This is a genomic window from Pseudomonas sp. B21-053 (assembly GCF_026016365.1).
GTDB lineage: Bacteria > Pseudomonadota > Gammaproteobacteria > Pseudomonadales > Pseudomonadaceae > Aquipseudomonas > Aquipseudomonas nunensis.
Map to the genome: position 1 here is coordinate 1,097,922 of NZ_CP087205.1, position 24,067 is coordinate 1,121,988.

19 protein-coding genes and 3 pseudogenes are annotated in these 24,067 nt (G+C 58.4%); 12 read left to right on the forward strand and 10 right to left on the reverse strand.

What is annotated here, in order from left to right:
- Nucleotides 1-88 precede the first annotated feature (88 nt).
- Nucleotides 89-2,638 (forward strand): LuxR C-terminal-related transcriptional regulator, encoded by a 2,550-nt coding sequence (locus tag LOY68_RS04960; RefSeq protein ID WP_265043291.1) that lies wholly within the window; start codon nucleotides 89-91, stop codon nucleotides 2,636-2,638.
- 11 nt (nucleotides 2,639-2,649) lie between these two features.
- Here the strand turns inward: LOY68_RS04960 and LOY68_RS04965 are convergent, their stop codons facing one another.
- Complete coding sequence (locus LOY68_RS04965; protein ID WP_163908483.1) at nucleotides 2,650-3,438, reverse strand: IclR family transcriptional regulator; 789 nt, start codon at nucleotides 3,436-3,438, stop codon at nucleotides 2,650-2,652.
- Nucleotides 3,439-3,603: 165 nt separating this feature from the next.
- On the opposite strand from LOY68_RS04965, the gene hmgA reads away from it, so the two are divergent.
- The 4 genes from hmgA to LOY68_RS04985 all read left to right on the forward strand — a co-directional run bounded on the left by hmgA (nucleotide 3,604) and on the right by LOY68_RS04985 (nucleotide 8,381).
- Entirely contained in the window at nucleotides 3,604-4,908 is a 1,305-nt protein-coding gene (gene hmgA, locus LOY68_RS04970) for a homogentisate 1,2-dioxygenase (protein ID WP_265043294.1), read from the forward strand.
- Nucleotides 4,909-4,911: 3 nt separating this feature from the next.
- On the forward strand, nucleotides 4,912-6,216 hold the full coding sequence (gene fahA / locus LOY68_RS04975; protein ID WP_265043296.1) for a fumarylacetoacetase: 1,305 nt from the start codon (nucleotides 4,912-4,914) through the stop codon (nucleotides 6,214-6,216).
- Nucleotides 6,217-6,228: 12 nt separating this feature from the next.
- Complete coding sequence (maiA, locus tag LOY68_RS04980) at nucleotides 6,229-6,864, forward strand: maleylacetoacetate isomerase (protein WP_265043298.1); 636 nt, start codon at nucleotides 6,229-6,231, stop codon at nucleotides 6,862-6,864.
- 161 nt (nucleotides 6,865-7,025) lie between these two features.
- The gene (locus LOY68_RS04985) at nucleotides 7,026-8,381 is read left to right on the forward strand and encodes an MFS transporter (protein WP_265043299.1); all 1,356 of its coding nucleotides are present in this window, start codon (nucleotides 7,026-7,028) and stop codon (nucleotides 8,379-8,381) included.
- Between the two features lie 67 nt (nucleotides 8,382-8,448).
- Here the strand turns inward: LOY68_RS04985 and LOY68_RS04990 are convergent, their stop codons facing one another.
- Nucleotides 8,449-9,252 carry a SirB1 family protein gene (locus LOY68_RS04990; RefSeq protein ID WP_265043301.1) on the reverse strand — a complete coding sequence of 268 codons (804 nt, stop codon included), beginning with the start codon at nucleotides 9,250-9,252 and terminating at the stop codon, nucleotides 8,449-8,451.
- A 183-nt stretch (nucleotides 9,253-9,435) separates the two neighbouring features.
- Here LOY68_RS04990 and LOY68_RS04995 point away from each other — a divergent pair, with 183 nt between their 5' ends.
- Nucleotides 9,436-10,455, forward strand: coding sequence for a Leu/Phe/Val dehydrogenase (locus LOY68_RS04995; RefSeq protein WP_265043303.1), 1,020 nt, complete (start codon nucleotides 9,436-9,438; stop codon nucleotides 10,453-10,455).
- A 186-nt stretch (nucleotides 10,456-10,641) separates the two neighbouring features.
- Here LOY68_RS04995 and LOY68_RS05000 read toward each other — a convergent pair.
- A pseudogene (locus LOY68_RS05000) lies at nucleotides 10,642-10,896 on the reverse strand (YebG family protein); the annotation flags it as partial.
- Nucleotides 10,897-11,213: 317 nt separating this feature from the next.
- On the opposite strand from LOY68_RS05000, the pseudogene LOY68_RS05005 reads away from it, so the two are divergent.
- The 3 genes and pseudogenes from LOY68_RS05005 to LOY68_RS05015 form a co-directional block, all read left to right on the forward strand.
- Nucleotides 11,214-11,462 (forward strand): annotated as a pseudogene (locus LOY68_RS05005) (phosphate-starvation-inducible PsiE family protein); the annotation flags it as partial.
- Between the two features lie 114 nt (nucleotides 11,463-11,576).
- Complete coding sequence (locus LOY68_RS05010; protein ID WP_265043307.1) at nucleotides 11,577-12,059, forward strand: phosphate-starvation-inducible protein PsiE; 483 nt, start codon at nucleotides 11,577-11,579, stop codon at nucleotides 12,057-12,059.
- Nucleotides 12,060-12,066: 7 nt separating this feature from the next.
- Nucleotides 12,067-12,930: an RES family NAD+ phosphorylase gene (locus LOY68_RS05015; RefSeq protein ID WP_265043309.1), complete on the forward strand. Its 864-nt coding sequence runs from the start codon at nucleotides 12,067-12,069 to the stop codon at nucleotides 12,928-12,930.
- 196 nt (nucleotides 12,931-13,126) lie between these two features.
- Here the strand turns inward: LOY68_RS05015 and LOY68_RS05020 are convergent, their stop codons facing one another.
- Nucleotides 13,127-14,257 carry a hypothetical protein gene (locus LOY68_RS05020; RefSeq protein WP_265043310.1) on the reverse strand — a complete coding sequence of 377 codons (1,131 nt, stop codon included), beginning with the start codon at nucleotides 14,255-14,257 and terminating at the stop codon, nucleotides 13,127-13,129.
- A 209-nt stretch (nucleotides 14,258-14,466) separates the two neighbouring features.
- On the opposite strand from LOY68_RS05020, the pseudogene LOY68_RS05025 reads away from it, so the two are divergent.
- Nucleotides 14,467-14,730: pseudogene (locus LOY68_RS05025) on the forward strand (phosphate-starvation-inducible PsiE family protein); the annotation flags it as partial.
- Here LOY68_RS05025 and LOY68_RS05030 read toward each other — a convergent pair.
- The 3 genes from LOY68_RS05030 to LOY68_RS05040 form a co-directional block, all read right to left on the reverse strand.
- Nucleotides 14,727-15,044 carry a DUF3509 domain-containing protein gene (locus LOY68_RS05030; RefSeq protein ID WP_054616099.1) on the reverse strand — a complete coding sequence of 106 codons (318 nt, stop codon included), beginning with the start codon at nucleotides 15,042-15,044 and terminating at the stop codon, nucleotides 14,727-14,729. The pseudogene LOY68_RS05025 and the gene LOY68_RS05030 sit on opposite strands and share 4 nt — an antisense overlap.
- Nucleotides 15,045-15,254: 210 nt before the next feature.
- Complete coding sequence (locus LOY68_RS05035; protein ID WP_054049786.1) at nucleotides 15,255-16,556, reverse strand: serine/threonine transporter; 1,302 nt, start codon at nucleotides 16,554-16,556, stop codon at nucleotides 15,255-15,257.
- A 202-nt stretch (nucleotides 16,557-16,758) separates the two neighbouring features.
- Nucleotides 16,759-18,135: an L-serine ammonia-lyase gene (locus LOY68_RS05040; protein ID WP_265043312.1), complete on the reverse strand. Its 1,377-nt coding sequence runs from the start codon at nucleotides 18,133-18,135 to the stop codon at nucleotides 16,759-16,761.
- 135 nt (nucleotides 18,136-18,270) lie between these two features.
- On the opposite strand from LOY68_RS05040, the gene LOY68_RS05045 reads away from it, so the two are divergent.
- Nucleotides 18,271-19,218, forward strand: coding sequence for a LysR substrate-binding domain-containing protein (locus LOY68_RS05045; protein ID WP_054049783.1), 948 nt, complete (start codon nucleotides 18,271-18,273; stop codon nucleotides 19,216-19,218).
- 213 nt (nucleotides 19,219-19,431) lie between these two features.
- Nucleotides 19,432-19,839, forward strand: coding sequence for an HPF/RaiA family ribosome-associated protein (locus LOY68_RS05050; RefSeq protein WP_054049780.1), 408 nt, complete (start codon nucleotides 19,432-19,434; stop codon nucleotides 19,837-19,839).
- Between the two features lie 234 nt (nucleotides 19,840-20,073).
- Here LOY68_RS05050 and fecA read toward each other — a convergent pair whose 3' ends face one another.
- The 3 genes from fecA to LOY68_RS05065 form a co-directional block, all read right to left on the reverse strand.
- The gene (gene fecA, locus LOY68_RS05055; RefSeq protein ID WP_265043317.1) at nucleotides 20,074-22,407 is read right to left on the reverse strand and encodes a TonB-dependent Fe(3+) dicitrate receptor FecA; all 2,334 of its coding nucleotides are present in this window, start codon (nucleotides 22,405-22,407) and stop codon (nucleotides 20,074-20,076) included.
- Between the two features lie 165 nt (nucleotides 22,408-22,572).
- A complete protein-coding gene (locus tag LOY68_RS05060; protein WP_265043319.1) occupies nucleotides 22,573-23,502 on the reverse strand; it encodes a FecR domain-containing protein in 930 nt (309 codons plus the stop codon).
- Nucleotides 23,499-23,987 (reverse strand): sigma-70 family RNA polymerase sigma factor, encoded by a 489-nt coding sequence (locus tag LOY68_RS05065; RefSeq protein WP_265043321.1) that lies wholly within the window; start codon nucleotides 23,985-23,987, stop codon nucleotides 23,499-23,501. Before LOY68_RS05065 ends, LOY68_RS05060 begins: the two co-directional genes overlap by 4 nt.
- Between the last annotated feature and the right edge of the window lie 80 nt (nucleotides 23,988-24,067).

The window sequence follows — 24,067 nt, forward strand, 5'->3', positions numbered from 1 at the left end:
TGGGCTGCAATCAGCGTTCTGAATGTTTCTCAACAAGCGCGTTATAGAGGGCTAGGGTGGCGGCACAACTATAAAAAGGCACGCCGCTATGACCGCCATGACCCCGTGTCTGGACCGTCCTGGATTCCTTCCTCGCCTGTCGTCCCATCACCTCTCCAGAACCCGGCTGAGCGAACCGCTGCTGGCATCGCCCGCGCGGGTAAAACTGCTGTGCGCGCCGGCGGGCAGTGGCAAGAGTGCGTTGCTGGCCGAGTGTTTGTTGCAGGCGCCGGCGCAGTGTCGGGTGGTGTGGCTGGCGTTGTCCGGCGTGGCGTTGAGCCGAGCCGATTTTTGCCTGCGGCTGGCGGAGGCGCTTGAGCTGCCAGCGACAAACGAGACGGCATTATTGGCGCATCTGGCGCGTGTGCAGACGCCGATCTGGTTGTTTGTCGATGACTACTGCCGTGTACCCGCGCCGGAACTGGACGGGCTGCTCGATCAGCTACTGGCGGTCAGCAACCCACAGATCACCTGGTGGTTGAGTGGTCGGCGGCGCCCTCATTGCAACTGGCCGCGCCTGTTGCTGGACGACGAACTGCATGAATTCGATGGTCGCACGTTGGCGCTGACGGCGGCGGAAATCGAGCAACTGCTGCATCACGTCGAAGCACCGTTGGCGGCGAAAACCGCGCGGCGAATTTTCCAGCGCAGCGGTGGCTGGTGCGCTGCCGTGCGCATCGCCCTGCTCGATGGCTGCCAATGGGCCAAGGACCCGAATCACCCTGGCCGCACGGCGACTTTGCTCGATTATCTGCAACATGAATTGTTCAGCAACTTGCCCGCCGAACTGATCGAAGCCTGGCAAGTGCTGGCGCATCTGCCACGGTTCAATGCCAGCCTGTGCGAGCACCTGTTCGGCGCCGGGGAGGGCGCGCACTGGATGCACGAGTTACAACTGCGCGGCTGTTTTATCGAAGCCTGGCAAGAGTCGCCGGACTGGTTGCAGGTGTTCGCGCCGCTGAGTCGGTTGATGCGCGATGAGCCATGGCCGGGCGGGCGCTCCTGGCATCGGCGTGCCTGTCAGTGGTTTTGCGCTCAGGAAGACTGGCAAGCGGCGTTCGAACAGGCGTTGTTGGCCGAAGAATTCGAAGTGGCCGTCAGCTTGCTGCAGCATTTCAATCTCGAGCATTTGTTTCGCGGTCAGAACGCGGCGTTGCTGTTGCGTTTGCATGAGCAACATGGCGATGACTTGATGCTCGGTTCACCGCAATTGGTCGGGCTGGTCACGGCGGCGTTGCTGTTCGCCGGTCGCTTTGAGCAGGCGTCGGCCTGTATCGAACAACTGCAGCGATTCGCTCCGCAACCGAGCGCAACACTGCAGCGCCAATTGCTCGCGCGTTGGCAAGCTCAGATGGGCTGGTTGCTGCATTTGCAGGGACGCGGGGAATCTGCTCGCGAGCACTTTCTCGAAGCGCTTGCAGCCCTTGGGGCCGAGGCTTGGCCCGCGCGTTTGTTGTGCCTGTCCGGGCTGACCCAGCAAGCGCTGCTCAACGCCGAGCTTGAAGCTGCCCAGGCCCTGAATCGCGAAGCGTTGTGCCTGGCACGGGCGCACAATTCGCTGCTGTTCGAAGGGTTGCTGGAGCTCGATCACGCGCAGTTGCTGGAGCAGCGCGGCGCTGCAGGACGTGCCGAAAGGCTGCTGGCCAATATTCACGAACTGCTGAGTCAGCAGGCCGACCCAGCGACACCACTGTTGGGGCGCATTGCCTTGCGCCGGGGGCGTCTGGCCCTGAGCCAAGGCCACGATGAGCAAGCCGCCGAGTTCTTTGATTCGGGCCTGCATGATTGCCTGCGCAGCCAGGACAAACGCGTGTTGTACGGGTTCTTCGGCCAGGCGCAATTGGCGGCCAACCAGGGCGACTATGCTCAGGCCTTTATCCGCTTGCGCGATGCCGAACGCCTGATGCAGCAGCGGCAGATTCCCGACACGGTGTATCGCGGCGGTCTGTTGCAACTCAGCAGCCAGTTCTGGTTACAACAGGGCCGGCCGGAGTTGGTGCTTGAGGCGTTGACCCGGGTGCTGCGCCACTTCCGTGGCCCGAATGCACGGCAGGCGCCGCCCGCGACGCTTGAGTTGATTCCGCGGATTGAATACCTGTTGGTGTTGGCCGAGGTTTATTTGCATCGAGCGCACAGTCCCTTGGCGACGCTGGAGACGTTGCTTAAAGAGGCGCAGCGCCATGGCATGCATGCCCTTGAAACAGAATTGCAACTCGCACTGGCCGAGGTGGCCTGGTTTTCCGGTGATGCGGCATCGGCCAGGGAATTACTGCGCGAAGGTTTGCTGCTGGTGGAGCGTTATCACGGGCAGCAAGCCCTGCGCGACTTGCAATTGCGCCGGCCGGACCTGCTGCCGGAGACGCAACACGACATCGCCGATCAATCCGTGTTGATGAAAGGCGATAACCCGCTCAGTCGGCGTGAACTCGAAGTGCTGACGTTGATTGCCATCGGCAACTCCAATCAACAGATCGCCGATAAGCTGTTTATCTCTTTGCACACGGTTAAAACCCACGCGCGGCGGATTCACGGAAAACTGGGCGTCGAGCGCAGAACCGAAGCGGTGGCCAAGGCAAAAGTGCTGGGGCTTTGGGCGTGAAGCGCCGGCGTTTATAAGTCGGAGGCCTCGTAACCCATTCGCCAACTCACGGCCCGGGTCGCCGCCAGCAAACGCTGCGCCGCCGGGCCGTCTTCATCAGCGTGGAATAGCGAAGTCGGGCCAACGATGGTCAGCACCGCTGCCACGTTGCCCACGGCATTGAACACTGGCGCGGACAACGCATCGACGCCGGGCATCAGCAAGCCGTGAACATGGTGCAAGCCGCGATCACGGATCTGCTCGCACAAGGTCGCATAGACCTTATCGTCAGCCAGTGCATGCGCGGCACTGGCCTGGATTTCCAGCTCGCGCAATTCCACGGTTTCCCGGTTGGGCAAAAACGCGCTGAACACCAGTCCTGTGGAAGAACTCAGCAGCGGCAGCACCGAGCCCAATTGCGTCACGACGGTTACCGCGCGCACCGCCGGTTCGATGTGCACCACGGTCGCGCCCTGATTGCCCCACACCGCCAAAAAGCAGGTTTCGTTCAAGTCATCGCGCAGCTCGGCCAGGGGCAGGGCGGCGACTTTCAGCACGTCCATACTGTTGAGTGCGGCGAGGCCCACGCGCAGGGCTTCACGGCCGAGGCCGTAGTGGTTGGTGGCGGTGTTCTGCTCGGCGAAACCGCTGGCGATCAGCGCCTGCAAATAACGGTGAACCTTGCTCGCCGGCATCTGCACGTGTTCGGCCAGGCGCGACAACGAGGTCGATGGCGACAGTTCGGCCAGGGCCTTGAGGATGTCTGTGCCGACCTCGGCCGAGCGGACTTTCTGTTTATCGTTGTTGCGCGGCTTTTCCATGGAGGCGGTGTGATCCCGGGACGAATGGGCGTCTTTATAGCTTGACGGTCAATACCAATCAAATTACGTTAAGCGTAATTGGATTACGATAAAAATAACCCGGGCGTGCCAAGACCTCTGCAACAGAGCGACAGGCCATTGCCTACTCCCTGTTCAGGAGGCTCCATGAACCTCGATTCAACGGCGCCAGCGCTGGCTTACCAGTCAGGCTTCGGCAACGAATTCAGCAGTGAAGCGTTGCCCGGCGCATTGCCTGTCGGCCAGAACTCCCCGCAAAAAGTCCCGTACGGCCTCTACACCGAACTGTTCTCCGGCACCGCGTTCACCATGGCCCGCAGCGAAGCGCGGCGCACCTGGATGTACCGCATCCAGCCATCGGCCAATCACCCGGCGTTCGTCAAACTTGACCGACAACTGGCCGGCGGCGCCTTGGGTGAAGTGACCCCTAATAGACTGCGCTGGAACCCGCTGGACATCCCGAGCGAGCCCACCGATTTCATCGACGGGTTGGTGAGCATGGCCGCCAACTCGGGTGCGGAAAAACCGTCCGGGATCAGCATCTACAGCTATCGCGCCAACCGATCCATGGAACGCGTGTTCTTCAATGCCGACGGCGAATTGCTGCTGGTGCCGGAGCGGGGCCGTTTACGCATCGCCACCGAGCTCGGTGTGCTGGAGCTGGAGCCACTGGAAATCGCCGTGCTGCCACGCGGTCTGAAATTCCGCGTCGAACTGCTCGACCCGCAGGCCCGCGGCTACATCGCCGAAAACCACGGTGCGCCATTGCGCCTGCCGGACCTCGGGCCAATCGGCAGCAACGGCCTGGCCAACCCACGGGATTTCCTGACCCCGGTGGCGCATTACGAAGACCTCAAGCAACCGACCACCCTGGTGCAGAAATTCCTCGGCCAGTTGTGGGGCTGCGAGCTCAATCATTCGCCGCTGAACGTGGTGGCCTGGCACGGCAATAACGTGCCGTACAAATATGACCTGCGCCGTTTCAACACCATCGGCACCGTGAGTTTCGATCACCCGGATCCGTCGATCTTCACCGTCCTGACCTCGCCGACCAGCGTCCACGGCTTGGCGAATCTGGACTTCGTGATCTTCCCGCCGCGCTGGATGGTGGCCGAGAAAACCTTCCGTCCGCCATGGTTTCACCGCAACCTGATGAACGAATTCATGGGCCTGATCAAGGGCGAATACGACGCCAAGGCTGAAGGCTTCGTGCCCGGCGGTGCTTCGCTGCACAGCTGCATGAGCGCTCATGGCCCGGACGGCGAGAGCTGCACCAAGGCGATCAACGCCGAACTCGCCCCGGCGAAAATCGACAACACCATGGCCTTCATGTTCGAGACCAGCCAAGTGCTGCGCCCGAGCCAGTTCGCCCTCGAATGCCCGCAACTGCAATCCAGTTACGACGCCTGCTGGGCCACGCTGCCCGTCACTTTTGACCCGACCCGGAGATAACCCATGACTCAGACTTCCATCCCTCGTAGCTGGGTTTCCTCCGCCAACGGCCACACCGATTTCCCGTTGCAGAACCTGCCGTTGGGCGTGTTCAGCGTGAAGGGTTCGGCACCGCGCAGCGGCGTGGCCATCGGCGAACATATTTTTGATCTGGAAGCGGCGCTGGACGCCGGTCTGTTCGACGGCGTCGCGCGCACAGCGGTCGAAGCCACCCGTGGCGGTCAGCTCAACGCGTTCTTCGAATTGGGCCGCGACGCCCGCGTTGCCCTGCGCGAACGCCTGCTGGAACTGTTCGCCGAGGGCAGCACCCTGCACGGCAAGATCGAAGCCCAAAGCGCCAAGCTGCTGCCACTGGCGGCGAATTGCGTGATGCACCTGCCGGCGAAAATCAGCGACTACACCGACTTCTACGTCGGCATCGAGCACGCGCAGAACGTCGGCAAACTGTTCCGCCCGGACAACCCTTTGCTGCCGAACTACAAGTACGTGCCGATCGGTTATCACGGCCGCGCATCGACCATACGCCCGTCCGGCACCGACGTTCGTCGTCCGAAAGGCCAGACTCTGCCGGCCGGTCAGACCGAACCGACGTTTGGGCCGTGCGCACGCCTGGATTACGAACTGGAACTGGGCATCTGGATCGGCCAGGGCAACGAGATGGGCGACTCGATCGCGATTGGCGATGCGGCGGATCACATCGCCGGTTTCTGTCTGCTCAATGACTGGTCTGCGCGGGATATCCAGGCCTGGGAATACCAGCCGCTGGGACCGTTCCTGTCGAAAAGTTTTATCACCAGCATCTCGCCGTGGGTCGTGACGGCTGAAGCGCTGGAACCGTTCCGTCGCGCGCAACCTGCACGCCCGGAAGGCGACCCGCTGCCGCTGCCGTACCTCACCGACAAACGCGATCAGGATGGCGGTGCCTTCGACATCGAGCTGGAAGTGCTGCTGCTCACCGAAACCATGCGCGAGCAAAACCTGCCGGCCCATCGCCTGACCCTGAGCAACACCAAACACATGTACTGGACCGTGGCGCAAATGGTCGCGCACCACAGCGTCAACGGTTGCCAATTGCAGGCCGGTGACCTGTTCGGTTCGGGCACGTTGTCCGGCCCGGAAAGCGGTCAGTTTGGCAGCCTGCTGGAAATCACCGAGGGCGGCAAAAAGCCGATCGAACTGGCTTCGGGCGAGGTGCGCAAGTTCCTTGAAGACGGTGACGAAATCATCCTGCGCGCCCGTTGCAGCCGCGACGGTTTTGCCTCCATCGGTTTCGGCGAATGCCGTGGCAAAGTCGTGCCGGCGCGTTAAGAGGAGCGGGGCATGGAACTCTATACCTACTATCGTTCAACCTCGTCGTACCGTGTGCGTATTGCGTTGGCGCTGAAGGGGCTGGATTACCAGGCCTTGCCGATCAACCTGATCGCACCGCCCGGTGGTGAGCATCGACAGCCGCCGTATCTGGCGATCAATCCGCAAGGTCGGGTGCCGGCTGTGCGCACTGACGAAGGTGAGCTGCTGATCCAGTCACCGGCGATCATCGAGTACCTGGAGGAGCGTTATCCACAGGTGCCGCTGCTGTCGAAAGACCTCGCCGCCCGCGCTCACGAACGCGGCGTGGCGGCGGTCATCGGTTGCGATGTGCATCCGCTGCACAACGTCAGCGTGCTCAACAAACTGCGCCAGTTGGGTCACGACGAACCGCAGGTGGTGGAGTGGATCGGGCACTGGATTAGCCAGGGCTTGGCGACGGTGGAGCAGTTGATCGGTGATGTCGGTTATTGCTTCGGTGATGAGCCAGGGCTGGCGGACGTTTACCTGATCCCGCAGTTGTATGCGGCGGAGCGGTTTAACATTTCTCTGGAGGCGTATCCGCGGATTCGCCGGGTTGCAGCGCTGGCCGCGACACACCCGGCGTTCATACAAGCGCACCCGGCAAACCAGCCCGACACCCCTTAAAGCTTCACCCCAATCCCCATTGTGGGAGCGGGCTTGCTCGCGAATGCGGTGTGTCAGCTACATAGATGCTGACTGACACTCCCTCTTCGCGAGCAAGCCCGCTCCCACAGGGGGAATTCGGGGTTGCATCAACACCATAAAAACAAAACAGGTACCTTGCGATGCACAACCAGATTGTCAGCTTCCGGGCGGCACTCGACGCCCGTCCTGTGTCCCGTTATCAGTGGTTGCTCCTGCTGCTTCTGGCATTGTTGCTGGTCACCGACGGCTACGATGCGCAAGTCCTCGGCTACGTGGTGCCCGCGTTGGCTCAGGATTGGGGCCTGGAAAAAGCCGCGTTTGGCCCGGTGTTCAGCGCCAACCTGCTGGGCCTGACCCTCGGCTCCCTGGCTGTGACACCGTTGGCGGATCGCTTCGGCGTCCGGCGGATTTTGCTCTGCTGCGTGCTGATCTACGCCACCCTCACGGTGCTGATGGTGTTCGCCGATTCCCTGAATACCTTGATGGCTGCGCGCTTCATTTGCGGGATCGGCATGGGCGGGGCGATGCCCAGCGCGATGGCATTGATGTCGGAATATTCGCCGCCACGTCTGCGCACCTTGATGGTGACCTTGGCGGCTTGCGGGTTTTCCTTTGGCGGCGCGGCGGGCGGGTTCGTTGCGGCGGGTTTTATCGACAGCTTCGGCTGGCAAGCGGTGTTCCTCGCCGGTGGCGTCACGCCGTTGCTGCTGTTCCCGTTTCTCGCCTGGTTTCTGCCTGAATCCTTGCCGCGTCTGCTGCGCGATGCACCTCCTTACGCACGCCTGCGTAAAGTTACCGCGCGGATGCTGCCGGACTGGCAGCCACCCGCCGCATCAATCGCGCAAAACGAGCAGGAGCAGGGCAGCAAACTGACGGTGCTGGGGTTGTTCCGCAACGGTTATGCGCGCCCGACGCTGCTGATCTGGGCAACGTTTTTTGTCAGCCTGATCCTGCTGTATTTCATGATCAGTTGGCTGCCGACGCTGTTGCTGGAAAGTGGCTTGAAACTCAATGAAGCCAACCTCGTGACGTCGATGTTCCTGTTCGCCGGCACTGTCGGCGCGATCTGTATGGCCTGGTTTGCCGACCGCCTCAAAAGCAAAGTGCGGCTGTTGTCGTGCGTGCTGGCTGCGGCGGCGCTGTGCACGATTCTGCTGGGCCTCAATCACGACAACTCGCTTTATCTGGTGGCCAGCGTGTTTGCTGCCGGGTTCTGCATCATCGGCGGGCAACTGACCCTCAACGCCTTCGCCAGTAATTTCTACCCGGCACAGGTGCGCGCCACCGGCACCGGTTGGGCGTTGGGTGTGGGACGTTTCGGTTCGATCCTCGGGCCGCTGTTTGGCAGCATGCTACTGGCGATGCACATACCGGTGCAGCAGATATTCTTCTTCTGCGCGATACCGGCGGTGATTGCGGCGTTGTTCATCATCCAGGTGCGTTCGCCATCAGAAACAACGACGGGTGATCCGGTGGGGATGGTGGTTAAACCCTGAAGATCAAAAGATCGCAGCCTTCGGCAGCTCCTACATTGGGATGGCCGAAGGCTGCGATCTTTTGCGTTTAATGAACCACAGAATTAGGCGGCAGGTGCCCCAATCGCTCCGTCAGGCGAATCCGCTGGATCGGGTCGTCGCTGAGCAGCAGTGCATGTTCCAGGTCGAAGCGCTCGGCGTTCGGGCAGTCGAGCCGCTGATAGAGGCTGGCCCGGGCCAGGTAATCGGAGGCGCTGCCGTTGCCCAATTCCAGCACGCGCTCGGCGTCCACCAGGGCGCCGATGTAGTCATCGTTGGTGAGGTGCAACTGGCGCAGGTTGCGTGACAGGCGCTGGAGCATGTGCACCGGGTCGGCCGTCAGCAAATGTTCGGCGCTGAGTTTGATGTTCGGGCCGTACTGGCGTTGCAGCAAATCGCGGCAGTCGTTGGGATACAAGCGACGTCCGCCGCACGGGTCCAGCAGGTGATCGGCGCCCTGCACGCGCAGCAGGAAATGCCCGGGGAAGTTGACCCCGACCATCGGGATCTCGAGCCTTCTGGCCAGCTCCAGCGCAATCAGGCCCAAGGCCAGCGGTTGGCCGCGACGGCGCTCCAGCACTTTGTGAATCAAGGCCACTTGCGGACGCAGCGGGGTGAAATCGTCCTGGGCGAACCCCAGGTCATTCATGCGCCTTAACAACGGCTGGGCCAGTTCGCTCACGGGCAGCATCGGCAGGCCGACACTGACCCGCAGTTGCAGCTCGGTGAACTCTGCCAGTACGACCTCGGGATTCATCTCGGCATCGTGTTCGGCCGCAATCCACAGCGCCGCCTCGAACAGCGCGGGCGGTGAGCGTTGCAGACAGGCGAAGAAGCGTTGGCGCGGGGTCATCAAAATCTCCGGGGAATGCCTCGTTTTAGCCCTGCCAAACGCTTTCGTCCAGTGTCGCGCGTGGACGGTTGCAGGTTATGTCCGAAAGCCCTCAAAGGCTCGCTGCTTATTCCGGTGCGCTCCAGCAATTTTCAGGCGCAAGCCTATACTGGCGACTACCAGAAGTGATTCGGGAGCCCTACGATGTTCGCTCTCATGCAAAGCACTCGCCTTGAATCGCTACACCTTAGCGTAGACCCGGTCACCGGGTTGAAGGCAGTCATTGCCATTCATAACAGCCACCTGGGGCCTGCCTTGGGCGGTTGTCGTTACCTTGCCTATCCCAGCGACGAATCCGCCGTCGAGGACGCCATTCGCCTCGCCCAAGGCATGAGCTACAAAGCGGCGCTGGCCGGCCTCGCGCAGGGCGGCGGCGTTGCAGTGATCGTACGGCCGGCCCATGTGGAAAACCGAGGGGCGCTGTTCGAAGCCTTCGGGCGTTGCATCAATCAGCTCGACGGCCGCTACATCACGGCAATCGACAGCGGCACCTCGGTGGCGGACATGGACTGCATCGCCCAACAAACCCAACACGTCACCAGTACCACCTCGGCGGGCGATCCTGCGCCACATGCGGCGATGGGCGTGTTCACTGGCATTCGTGCCACCGCCATGGCCCGGCTCGGCAGCGATAACCTCGAAGGCTTGCGCGTGGCCATTCAGGGGTTGGGCAACGTCGGTTTTGCCTTGGCGGAGCAACTGCACGCGGCGGGTGCCGAACTGCTGGTCAGCGACATCGATCACGGCAAGGTGCAACTGGCCATGGAGCAACTCGGCGCCCATCCGATTGCCAACGACGCGTTGCTAAGCACCCCGTGCGACATCCTCGCGCCGTGCGGCCTGGGCGGTGTGCTCAACAGCCACAGCGTGACGCAACTGCGCTGCTCGGCAGTGGCCGGCTCGGCCAACAATCAACTGACGCACCTGGATGTTGCCGATCAGCTTGAGCGGCGCGGGATTCTGTATGCGCCGGATTACGTGATCAATTCCGGTGGGCTGATCTACGTTTCGCTCAAGCACCGTGGCGAAGAGCTGTCGACCATCACCGCGCACCTGTCGAAAATCGCCTCGCGACTGACCGAAGTCTTCGCCCATGCCCAAGCGGAAAAACGCTCGCCGGCACGGGTAGCGGATGAGTTGGCGGAGAAAGTTTTGTATCGGTAGACCTTTGTAGGAGCTGCCGAAGGCTGCGATCTTTTGATTTTTGGGCATTAAAAAGGCCCTGAGCCATTCGACTCAGAGCCTATTCAATTCGGGCATTGCTTACTTGACGGCTTTGACTGCTTTCGCAGGCTTGACCGGCTCGGCGGCTTCAGCCACCTCTACAGGTTCCACCACTTCAGCCACTTCAGCAGGCGCGCTCAGCAATTCGGACAAGGCGTCCGGCTGGCTCTTGAACGCCTTGGCGAACACATCGCGGTTCTTCGCCATATAAATCCCGGCTTCTTCCACCTGCTGCTCGCTCAGGGACGGCACGGCTTTTTGCAACACTTCAGCCAGCAATTCGGCCAGTTCGAGCATTTTGTCATGACGGTCAGCTTCGGCTTTATCCATGAACAAGCGCTCCAGATCTCGGCTGCTGCGGTATACCACTTCGACGGCCATTCACCACCTCACATGCCTTCACATTAAGTTGTCTTCGCGACTACTGTATCTATATACAGCGAAAAGGATAAGCGAATCCCTGCGCTTTGGGTAGTGGCATTTCAATGTAGACCGAAATTGGCATTTGTTCAGGTGCACTGCGTCGTTTCATTCGCGAGCAGGCTCGCTCCCACAAGGGTGCGACCAAACGCCACGGCGCGGGTTTTAGAGCACATCGCCATCATGTTGCGGCAGCCTCTGGCCTTTTTTCTGCATGCAGAACAACCGTCACGTCCAACCCGCATCATCCGCTCGAACCGAGCTAAGGAAGAATCATCGTGAAAATCAACTGGGCCGAGAACCTGCGGCAGAACGTGCATCAACTGGCCGAGTCACTGGGCAACCTGTTTGTCGAGACCTTCCACTACCTGGCGCTGTTCGCCATCGGTGCGGTGACCGCGTGGGCGGCGGTGATGGAGTTCTTGCAGATGATCGAGGCGGGGCACATCAACATCGATGACATCCTGCTGCTGTTCATCTACCTGGAATTGGGCGCGATGGTCGGGATTTACTTCAAGACCAACCACACGATACTAACACTCGGAATAAAATCAAAAATTAGCCAAAGCGGGCTTCTCACAGCTTGACTTTGTACTTCGCGTTTCTCGTCTTGGTGTTGTATCTGATTGGAGTAGTAGAAAATGGATAACCTGAATTGGGCTGATAAGCTCCGCAAAAACCTTCATTGCTCGGCTGATTCGCTGGGGAATTTGTGTGTTGAGGCCTTCCACTATCTAGCTTTGTTCGGCATTGGAGCTATCACCGCCTACGCTGCCGTTGTCACGTTCATCAGGATGCTAGGCGAAGGCAGTGTAAGTGTTGACGACATTCTGTTGTTATTCATTTACTTGGAATTAGGGGCTATGGTAGGTATCTATTTTAAAACTAACCATATGCCAATCAGGTTCCTCCTTTATGTAGCAATTACCGCTTTGACGCGATTGTTGATTGGTGACGTATCACACCACAAAGACCCAGATGCTGGTCTTTTATATGTCTGTGGTGGGATTTTGCTACTCGCTTTTTCCATTTTGGTAGTTCGTTTTGCGTCCTATAGGTATCCTTCTACAAAAGTCATAGGGGTTTCAGGAGAGGGCATTGTGGATAAGGAATTGGTTAAGTGAGGACTTTATGAAGACTATCACCGGTACATATCCGCCTCTACCGCTAAAATACTTGCTTTGTCGTATAAACGAGTTTGAGGGAGCGTCTTTAAGCTTAAAGCACACGATAATCACTGAATTGATTGATGTTCATCCTATTCTTTGTGTTGATTTTTCTAAGGGCTCCGTATTCCGACGAGCTAGAAAAATTGGGGAGCGAGATTATCCGGCTTCAGTACAAGATCTACTCTGGCGGCTCGATGGTGTCGCATCAGTGGGGCGGGCTAATCCTGAGGGCTATCCGGTTTTGTATGTTGCTGACAGACCAGAGACTGCATTTGCAGAGACTCATATCGATGGAAGCTTTGTTTTACTTTCCGAGCTGCAAATTTTAGAGAATGCTAAGTGCCGGATTGCTCCAATTGGTGAAATGAGTAGGGTGCAGCGTACCGGTCGAGGATTCCTTACTGGCGATGCTTCGTCCACGATCAATGACATGTTGAATGCCTGTTCGTTAGATGAGGCAAAATCTCTTCTTATCGCAGATGCTTTTTTATTTGATTGCTTGGTAAATGATGAAGCCCCGTACTCGGTGTCATCATTTGTTGCTAAATCTATTTTTGAAAAAAGTGGGGATGTATCTGCGGTTGCCTACCCTAGCGTGAGGAAGAACGGGGCTGTCAATTTTGCGGTAAAGACCGACGACTTTTGGAAGTTTTGGGGAGTTGTAGGTGCTCGTCGCATGTATGTGCGTCATCTAGCATGTGGATACTATGAAACCTCATCTACTGAGCATGTTATAGGGGTTGCTGAGCATGGTAGGTTGATTTGGGAGGAAGGCGTGGTGGACGATAATGTTTCAAAATTATTTATTTCGCCATGGCACCCGTAAAATTGCAATATCTAAATTTGTAAGTGTCTAGGATGATTTAAAAAGTGGGTTTCCGAAGTGCGTGAGGTTTTGATAATCGATTGGGGTGTGCACGTCGCTGGTTGATATTTACTTTGGTTTTTGTAGTGAGGGAAGATATTATTGGTCTTGTATTGGCACGTGTTTACGTGCCATTACTGCAGGAGCTGTCTAGTGTTTAACTTCCAAAAGCTGTTGTTATCGTTGAGCCGACTATTCCTCCAAGGATGCCTGCCGAGAGAATTGTCAAAAGTTCGATGGTTTTACTATTCTTTTGGTCGAAATATTTTATGAGTTCACTCGTTTCGTTAAGTGGGTATTCAGAGTGCTCTGACAACTCTTGATCAACGTATTCCTGTAGGTATGTATCTCTTTTTCCGCTCTTATAAACTGAGGCGTAATTTCTTTCGGTTTGCCCTTTCATAAATATGAGGTGGCCCTTAAATAGGCCGATGTCTTTAAATGCCTTTCTGAATAATTTTGGCTTTTCTATGATTTTTTTTATTGCGTTTTTGTTGTTTTTCTTTTCTTCGTAGTCAAGGATTGCATGGGTTGTTTCTTGAATTTCCATCCATTTTTTAAAGCTAGAATAGGCTTCTTTGTTTAGTTCGTAAAAAAATGATAGCTCGTCCGCTAACGTTTCTTGCAGTTCTTCAAGTGCTTCGTTCTCACTCCCGAACTCGTGAGGGTCATATTTAAAGTTTAAAATATTGTATCCGGGTGTCTTTGTCTCGTTAAGTGTAAAGGCGGCGTCTTCGGATTTTTTCTCTGTTTCTATTTCGGCTTTATTTAAATAGAAGTTTGCGTGAAATGGTGATGGCCCTAAAAAGTCATATTCTAGGAAGGTTTCGAGTTTTTGTATTTCCTTCTTTAGATACTCTCTGACTACTTGAACTGCTGTGGATGGTCTGGTGTCCTCTGTGGCAGATAGACATTCCACATAGCTTACAGGGCCATGCCATTCGTGCCGTATTGTAATTTTGAAGTTTTCGGTGCCAGTATCCAAATTCCTTTCAGGTATGCCAATCAGTTCTGCTTGAATGCGAGAGGGTATGTAAATTTTGTACGTCAAATTCAGGAATGGTATAGTTGGATAGCATTGCTCTCCATCGTTAATTCTAGGGTTGGGTGGAGTTGTGTTGATTTTTTCATACTTAATGCTTTCGTCGAAAGATATAGATACATCTGATGCGGTTGTAAGTTTTTGAAGGGTTTTTACTATTTCGTCAATGTAGTCCTTTACTGATATTTCGTGCTCTGTACTGTCTTTTATGGAAAAGTGGAAACATCCTACCCCAAACGCTTTCATTTGCTCTCCTAATAATACAATGGCCAACCAAGATTTAAGGCTAATCGCCATCATAAGGCTGAGGGTGAGCCTGTCAACCATTGGGGGTTTAGAAGCCGTCCCCTGCCTCCACAGAAAGCAATGTTAGGTATCCATTCAAAGCCTTCAGCAGAGTGAAAACACCAAAAGACGTCTGAAAGGATGGATCGCAAGTGTTCGACGCGTTGGTCAAGACCAACCACATGCCGGTGCGCTTCCTGATCTACGTGGCGATCACTGCGTTGACGCGACTGCTGATTTCCAACGTCTCGCACCACAACCCGCCGGACATCGGCATCATCTACCTGTGCGGCGGGATTCTGCTGCTGGCGTTTGCAATTCTGGTGGTGCGTTACGCCTCGTCGCAATTCCCCTCGGTGAAGATCGAGAACCCGCAGCGCAAGATCGGCACGGGTTCCAGTGAACATCCCGAGGTCGAGAAGGGCGAGCTCTAAAGCCGCATGGCTGGCCGTGCGTGACCTTTGACTTGAGGCGGCGGCAGGTTGCGATTGTCGCCGTCGGTCATGGCTTCGAGGATGGCCATGGCGCTGTGGCCCTGTTCGATGGCGATGCCGAATTGAATGCTTTGCACCAGGCGCTTGAGGCGCTTGGGATCATTGCGTTGTTCGGCGCTGATCATGCGTTTGGCGACCACGCGGCCACTGTTGGAGAGGGTCAGCATGATGCTGCCGTCCAGACCTTGAATGCTCAGGTTGATCTGATAGTCCGGCGCAAAGGCATCGGTAATGAGCTGAAAAGGGTTGTCCATGATGCGTCACCGCCTGATTGAACGTGCAGTTGTTGACCGGCCGTGATCGGGTTGGTTCGCAATACCAGACCATCGGCATTCCATGTTCATGCGCTTTCGTCCATGTCGCGTAATGGACATAGCAAGGGCCATGCCGGGAAAACTGTCGGACAATGATCACGGCAAAAAAACGGCGGGCACCATGGCCCGCCGTATTTTTATCTGCCCGATTCAGGGCAGGAATGAATAGATGATCGCAGACAGTGCAATCAAGCCGATCAACACCACGAATACGTTCGAGGCCTGTCCGGAGTACTGGCGCAAGGCCGGCACGCGGCGGATCGCGTACATCGGCATCAGGAACAACAGGCACGCGATGATCGGCCCGCCGAGGGTTTCGATCATGCCGAGGATGCTCGGGTTGAACGTGGCCACGGCCCAGCAGCTGAGAATCATGAACAGCGCAGTGATGCGGTTCAGCCAGCTCGACGACATCACCCGGCCACGGCCTCGCAGGCTTTTCACGATCAGGCCTTGAAAGCCTTCGCTGGCGCCGATGTAGTGGCCGAGAAAGGATTTGGTGATCGCCACCAACGCAATTAACGGCGCGGCGTAAGCGATGACCGGGGTCTGGAAGTGGTTGGCCAGGTACGACAGGATCGAGATGTTCTGCGCCTTGGCAGCCGCCAAATCCGCTGGCGACAGCGCCAGCACGCAGCTGAAGCAGAAGAACATCACCGTCACCACCATCATCGCGTGGGCGATGGCGAGGATGCCGCTGCTTTTACGCTCGGCCTGGGCGCCGTAGCGCTGCTTTTGGTCCACCGCGAACGCCGAGATGATCGGCGAATGGTTGAACGAGAACACCATCACCGGAATTGCCAGCCACAGTGTCTTGAAGAACAGCGGCAGCGGCATGCCTTCGCTGGCGGTGGCGAAGAACGCGCCGTTCCAGTTCGGGATCAGGCTCAGGCCGAGCAGCAGCAACGCCGCGACGAACGGGTAAACCAGCACGCTCATGCATTTGACGATGACGCCCTGGCCGCAACGCACGATCGCCATCAACCCGAGGATCAGCACCAGCGAAAGGATCGCCCGGGGAGGCGGGGCGATGTGTAACTGGTGCTCCATGAAACTGCTCAGGGTGTTGGTCAGCGCCACGCTGTACACCAGCAGAATCGGGAAGATCGCAAAGAAATACAGCAGCGTGATCAGCTTGCCGGCGCCGATGCCGAAGTGTTCCTCCACGACTTCCGTGATGTCACCGGAACGCCCGGACAGCACGAAGCGGGTCAGGCCTCGGTGGGCGAAGAAGGTCATCGGGAACGCCAGCAACGCGAGGATCAACAGCGGCCAGAAACCACCGACCCCGGCGTTGATCGGCAGGAACAACGTCCCCGCGCCAATCGCAGTGCCGTAGAGGCCGAGCATCCAGGTGGTGTCGAATTTACTCCAGCCTTTGTGGGCAATTTCGCTATTGCGTGTCAGGTCTACAGCAGGGTTATCGGCAGCAGGTGTACGTACATCGGTCATCGTTTTTGGCCTCGTTATTGTTCTTGCTCGGGCTCACGAAGGCAGACCGTTTGAAACTACTGCGCTCGACAATCCTGCGTTAAAAACAGGCTCGGAATGCTCATTTACAGCCAGTAAACTCCGCTTCCTCGCCTGTTTTTGCCTTGTCTTGTCTTCGCTCGCTACGTTTCAAACGGCCCGCCGGGACGGTCGGGAGTGCGCCTCAGCACTCCACCCAGCTCACCGCCAGGCCGCCCCGTGAAGTCTCTTTGTATTTGTCGTGCATATCGGCGCCGGTATCGCGCATGGTGCGGATCACCCGGTCCAGGGAAATGAAGTGCTTGCCGTCGCCGCGCAGGGCCATTTGCGTGGCGTTGATCGCCTTGACTGCCGCTATGGCATTGCGCTCGATGCACGGCACTTGCACCAGGCCGCCGACCGGGTCGCAGGTCAGGCCGAGGTTATGTTCCAGTCCGATTTCAGCTGCGTTTTCCAGTTGCTCGGGCGTTGCGCCGAGCACGTCGGCCAAACCCGCAGCGGCCATCGCGCAGGCGGAACCGACTTCGCCCTGGCAACCGACTTCGGCGCCGGAGATCGAGGCGTTTTTCTTGCACAGAATGCCGACGGCCGCCGCGCCCAGAAAGAACGCGACCACGTCATCGTCCGACGCGTCCGGGTTGAATTTCATGTAGTAGTGCAGCACTGCCGGAATGATCCCCGCCGCGCCGTTGGTAGGCGCGGTAACCATCCGTCCGCCCGCCGCGTTTTCTTCGTTCACGGCGAGGGCGAACAGGTTCACCCACTCCATCGCCGACAGCGTCGAAGTGATGACATTCGGTTTGCCGATTTCCAACAGGCTGCGGTGCAATTTCGCCGCGCGACGCGGAACATTCAGACCGCCGGGCAGGATGCCTTCATGCAGCAGGCCTTGTTCGACGCATTCGCGCATCACCGACCAGATATGCAGCAGGCCCTGGCGGATCTCGGCGTCGCTGCGCCAGGCCCGTTCGTTTTCCATCATCAACTCGGAAACCCGCAGGCCATGCTGGTTGCACAGCTTGAGCAACTCGGCGGCGCTGGAGAAATCGTAGGGCAGCACCACGTCGCTGGTCGGCGCGATGCCGGACTCGGCTTCGGCCGCTTCGATGATGAAACCGCCGCCAACCGAGTAGTACGTTTGCTCCCACAACTCACCGGTTTCGCCAAAGGCTGTAAGAGACATGGCATTGGGGTGGTAGGGCAGACTCTCGTCGAGCAGCAGGAGATCGCGTTGCCAGTTGAAGGCGATGGTCGCTTTACCGGCCAAGGACAGTTCGCCGGTCTCGCGCAGTTGCTGGATGCGGCTTTCGATGCTTGTCGGATCGATGCTGTCCGGCCACTCGCCCATCAAGCCCATGACGCAGGCGCGGTCGGTGGCGTGACCGACGCCGGTGGCCGACAGGGAGCCGTAGAGGCGGATCTCCACGCGCCGTACGTCGGCCAGCAAATGCTGGTCAATCAGGGCCTGGGCGAAGGTCGCCGCAGCGCGCATCGGGCCCACGGTGTGGGAGCTGGACGGACCGATGCCAACTTTGAAGAGATCGAAAACACTGATAGCCATGCTAAAGCCTATACAAGCAATGGAAGAGAAATCGCTGCCATTTTTGTAGGACAAGCGCAATGTCGGCGATACTGCCCACCTCGGTCCTACGTGACCAACGAAACTTCCTAAGACAGCCTTTAGCAGGACTAAACGATGAGTCGTCAATTACACGCCCAGACTTACGTCTGGTTGCACGTGTTTTCCTGTGCCGCGCGGCACTTGTCGTTCACCCGTTGCGCCGAAGAACTGCACATCACGCCGGGTGCGGTCAGCCAGCAAATCCGACAACTGGAAGAACGCCTGGGCTTTCGCCTGTTTCATCGGCGCGCGCGTGGCGTGGAATTGAGCGCTGAGGGCCAGCGACTGGCCATCACCGTCAACGAGGCTTACGGCAGCATCGACGCCGAATTGCGACGACTGGACGCCGGGATGATCAGCGGGATTTTGCGTTTGCGCTCGATTCCATCCTTCCTGAGCAAGTGGCTGACCCCACGCTTGCCACGTTTGCAGCAACGTTTCCCCGACATTCAGTTGCGCCTGGTGGCCGAGGACAGCAGCGTGCCGTTGCACGAGGGCGACTTCGACCTGGCCATCGACCTGAACGACGGCAGTTATCCCGGATTGTTATCCACAGCCCTGCTCGACGAGCAGATCTTCCCGGTGTGCGCGCCGAGCCTGTTGCGCGGTCGCCCACCGCTGCACGGCCCGGCGGACTTGGTGCATTTTCCCTTGTTGCACGACATCACTGCCTGGCGCGGCAGTTACGAGTACGCGGAATGGGAGTTCTACCTCAACGCCATCGGCTTCGAGGGCGCCGACGTACGGCGCGGGCACACCTTCAACCGCAATCACCTGACCATCGAAGCGGCGATTGCCGGCATGGGTGTGGCGATTGCGCGGCGTACGCTACTGAACGATGAGCTGGAGCGGGGGACGTTGATCGTGCCGTTTGGCCTGGCGGTGCCGAACCACAAACGCTACGTGCTGCTGTATGCGCCAGGGGCGCTGAGCCATCCGGGCGTGCGGGCGGTGCATGACTGGCTGGTGGAAGAGGCGGGGATTTTTCGGAGTCTGCATCCACTGGCGGAGCAGCAGATGTGAGGAATTGTGACAAAGAAGCGTTGCGACCCAACTCCCGACCTTAACAGCGCTTTTGGCCGTTGTCCGGCTTTTTTTGCGAATCCATATTTATCTTTTTTTAGGGGTTGAAATGTTCTGCGCACACACCGATTGTGTAAGTAAGAGGTCACGGTGATGACGCCCAAGGGCCAGCCGATCGGCCTCTCGCGAGCTAGCTGAAATAAGGGATGAACTATGCAAATCCAAGTCAACAGTGATAACCATATTCAAAGCAGCATCCGACTGGAGGAGTGGGTACGTACTACCATTGAGAGCACGCTCGAACGTTACGAAGAGGACCTGACCCGCGTCGAGGTTCACTTGCGGGACGAAAACGGCGACAAGCCCGGACCGCATGACATGCGCTGCCAGCTGGAAGCGCGGCCTAAAGGCCATCAACCAATTTCCGTGACCCATAAAGCCGATACCCTTGAACAAGCGATCGACGGGGCGGCCGAAAAACTCGAACACGCACTAGAGCATCTGTTCGGCAAACTGCGGGGCAAACCACGTGCCGCTGTGGTGCCATTCGAGAGAGTTGCAGCCGATGCGCTGCTGGAAGACGAATTTCTCGAGAACGAACAGGCTGCACAAAACGGCTGAGGCCTGATTCACTTTTTACCCTTCCACTGACAAACGGGCCTGCTTATGCAGGCCCGTTTTTGTTTGTGCACCCCTTAATCTCAACCAAGACACGTCCCCTTGTAGGAGCTGTCGAGTGAAACGAGGCTGCGATCTTTTGACTTTGATTTTTTTAAAACAAGATCAAAAGATCGCAGCCTCGTTTCACTCGACAGCTCCTACAGGGTTTGCGTTATGGGTGAAGCGACTGTTCGATCAGAACGCCACCGAAGTCTGCACATAAACCGTCCGCGGTTCCCCCACGTACTTGCCCTTGTTGTTGTCATCAAACGAGCGGGTGAAGTACTGGTGGTTGAAGATGTTCTTCACCCCCACCGCCACATTCAAATCCGACAACTTCGGCCCGAAGTCATACGCCGCGCGGCTGCTGAACAGCATGTAGCCCGGAATCCGTCCGGTGCTGCCGTCGGCGCTTTCCTTCGAAGTGTTGGCGTTGTCGGCGAACTGGTCGCTCTGATAGCTGCTGTCCAGGTTCAGCTTCCACGCGCCTTCGGTATAACCGACGCCAAGCGTGCCCTTATGTTTCGAGGAGAACGGCACACGATTGCCCTTGTTCGGTCCGTCTTCGCGGATGGTCGCGTCCACATAGGCATAAGTGGCGTACACGTCGAAACCGGCCAATGCAGGGCTCAAGTCATCAAGGGCATAGTTGATGCTCGACTCGATACCCTGATGGCGCGTCTCGCCCCGGGCGATCACCGAGTCGTTGGTCTGGTTGCTTTCGTACTGGTTGTCGAAGTTGATCAGGAACGCACCGATTTCCGCCCTGAGCGCACCGTTATCGTAGCGAGTGCCCAATTCCCAGGTCCGCGCCTTCTCCGGTTTGACTTCGCCGCTGGTCACTCGGTTGGGCATCTGGCTGTACTGCACGCTGCCGAACGAGCCTTCGGTGTTGGCGTAGAGGTTCCAGCTGTCGGTCAGGTGATAGAGCACGTTCAACGCCGGCAGCGCGGTGTTGTAGTCGCCCTTGTACTTCACGTTGGTCAGGTTGTTGGTCTGTTGCGATTCGATCATCTCGTAGCGGATCCCCGGGGTGAGGGTCCACTTGCCGATGTCGATCCGGTCATCGACGAAAAACGCATTGGCTTCAGTACCGCCACGGGTGTCGCGGTCATTGCGGCTGTTAGTAGTTGGCAATTCATTGCTGGCAATCGGCGTGCGGTAGCGCAGTTCGTGGCCGGCCTCGTTGATGTAGCGATAGCCGACGCCGACTTCATGGCTGGTCGGGCCGAGGTCGAAGCCCTGGGCGAAACGGGTTTCCAGACCACGCACCCAATACTCGCGAGGCGACAACGAAAGGAAGGTGCCCTGATCCAGATAACCGCTGCGCAGGGTTTTGGTGAAGAAGGTATTGGCGGTGAATTCGCGGCGATCTTCCTGATAGCGATAGCCGAAATTGAACATCGTGCGGCGGCCCCAGAACTGGTCTTTCGGGCGCGTCGACTGGTACGGATCGGCATCGTAGTCGGCGACGTTCAAGCCGCCGGGCATGTCGGCCTTGCCTTCGTAATACTGGGCCATGGCGTTGAAACTGTTGGCCTCGTCGAGCTGGTATTTACCCTTCAGGATCAGGTCGTCGATTTCGGTATCGCTGTGCTCGCGCCAGTCGCCACCGCGAGTGCCGGAATACAGCAGCGCGCCGCCCAGGCCGTTATCGGCGGTGCCGCCGGCCAGCAAGTTGCCGGTGGTCTTGAAGCCGTCGTGGCTGGAGGACGGGCTGGTTTCAGTCTGGAAACCACCCTTGACCGTTGGCGCATCGGGAATCGCGCGGGTCACGAAGTTGACCACGCCGCCGACGTTCTGCGGCCCGTATCGTACGGCACCGCCGCCGCGCACCACGTCCACCGCGTCCATGTTGCCCATGCTGATCGGTGCGAACGACAACTGTGGCTGACCGTAAGGCGCGAACGGCACCGGGATGCCGTCCATCAACACCGTGGAGCGCGAGGCCAGGCGCGGGTTGAGGCCGCGGATGCCGAAGTTCAGCGCCATGTCATGGCTGCCGGTGCCGTTGTTGTCCGGGGCGTTGACGCCGGGGATGCGGTTAAGCACGTCCTTGGCCTGGGTCGCGCCTTGGCGTTCGAACTCTTCGCGACGGATTACATCCCGAGCGCCGGGGTGTTCGAACACATTGATTTGCGCCGCATCCCCCAACCAGTCGCCGACCACCGTCGAGGTGCCCAGCTCTAGCGCGGTGTCGCCTGCCGGTTGCAAGCTGAAGGCATCGTTGCCCTCGGCCCGGGCTTGCAGGCCGGTGCCTTCGAGGAGCGCATTCAAACCTTGTTCTGTCGTGTAGTTGCCTTCCAGGCCACGGCTTTTCACGCCGCTGGTGACTTGCGAACCAAACGAAATCAGCACCCCGGCTTCACGGCCGAACTGGTTGAGGGCGTTTTCCAGGGAGGTGGGAGCGATATGGTACGGCTTGGCGTCGGCGGCTTGAGTCAAAGAGACGGCGGCGAAGCTCAGGCTGGCGCCCAGCAAGAGTTGGCGCAAGGTGCGGGCCAGCGGGGTGAGGCGAGTGGGTTGCATGGACGACGATCCTGAGAAGGTGGAATCAAGGGGGGGCTTTCCTTCTCTGTCACGCCAGATCTGAAAAACGGCTCATCTTTTTTTTAAGATCAAAAGATCGCAGCCTTCGGCAGCGCCCACAGGCGCGTAGGAGCTGCCGAAGGCTGCGATCTTTTGATGTTGACTTCAGGCTTTCGCCTCAACGGTCACCCAATACCGCGTAAACCGCCGCACCTTCACCGGCAAACTGATTTCCAGCATCTGCAGAATCCGCTCACTGTCATCCAGCGGATACGTCCCGGAAATCAACAAATCCGCCACCTTCGCGTCGCAATTAAGCTGCCCGCGCCGATACCGCCCCAGCTCATCCAGAAAATCCCCAAGACGCATATGTGCCGCCACCAACATGCCGTCAGCCCAGGCGCCGCTGTTGGCGTCGAGGGGCAGGGGAGTGCTGACGCCGCGAGGCCCGAAACTCAATTGCCGGGCACTTTGCAGCGACAGCGGAGTACCTCCGTCGGGCGTCAATTCGACCCGCCCTTCAAACACCGCAACCTGGGTTCGATCCGCCAATTGCCGCACGTTCATCCGCGCGCCCTGGGTTTTCAACAAACCCTGAGCCGTGCGCACTTCAAAACTCCGAGCGGCAGTCAGTAGCACCTCGCCTTCGAGCAAACGAATCAGCCCGTCCGCCCGCACATCCACCGACGTCGCGGTATTGAGCTGCAACTGGCTGCCATCGCCCAACGCCACTTTGCGCCGTTGACCCACCGGGCTGCGATAGTCCGCCAGCAACGGCGTCAGCGGATTGTGTTCACGCATGCCCCAGGTCACGGCAGACCCGGCGCCAAGAATCAGCAACAACTTCAACGCCTGACGACGACTACCGGACTTCGGTGCGTTCAATGCCGCGTGGGCCAGCGGCGAGGACAGCCCGCGCAAGCGCTGATTGACCCGCTGGATATGCTCCCACGCTCGCTGATGTTCGCTGTGCCCGTCGTGCCATTTCTGCCAGGCGTGTTGTTGGCGTGGGTTCAGCGGCCCTTGCTGCATTTCCAACAGCCAGTGCACCGCCTGCTCGGCGACACGGTTGGAAAAATCTGGCGGGGCGTTCATAGGGCGAAGTAGCAGCGCATCGCTGCTTTATTCAGGTGCCGCTTGACCGTGGCGATGGAGATCCCCAACTCGGCGGCGATCTGTGGATACGTCAGGCCATCGACCTGAGCCAGCAAAAAGGCGCGCTTGACCAGACATGGCAAGCCGTCGAGCAACTGGTCGAGCTCCATCAGGGTTTGCAGGATGATCGCCCATTCTTCCTCCGACGGCGCGACGCACTCCGGCAGCTGCGCGAGGGCATCGAGGTAAGCGCGTTCCAGGTCCTGACGACGGTAGTGGTTGAACAGCACGCGTTTGGCGATGGTGGTCAGGAAGGCGCGCGGCTCAATGATCTGCGGCGTTTCCCGGGCCGTGAGCACCCGTATGAACGTGTCCTGAGCCAGGTCGGCGGCGCTGTCCGGGCAGCCGAGCTTGCGCCGCAACCAACCGGTGAGCCAGTTGTGATGGTCGTGATAAAGCACTTCGACGGGATTGGCGGGCTGCAACAGGAGCACTCCGACACATACGGATACGTTAGAGAACAAGAATTGTTCGCATTGTAATGGCGTGATCGCGCATCCGGCAA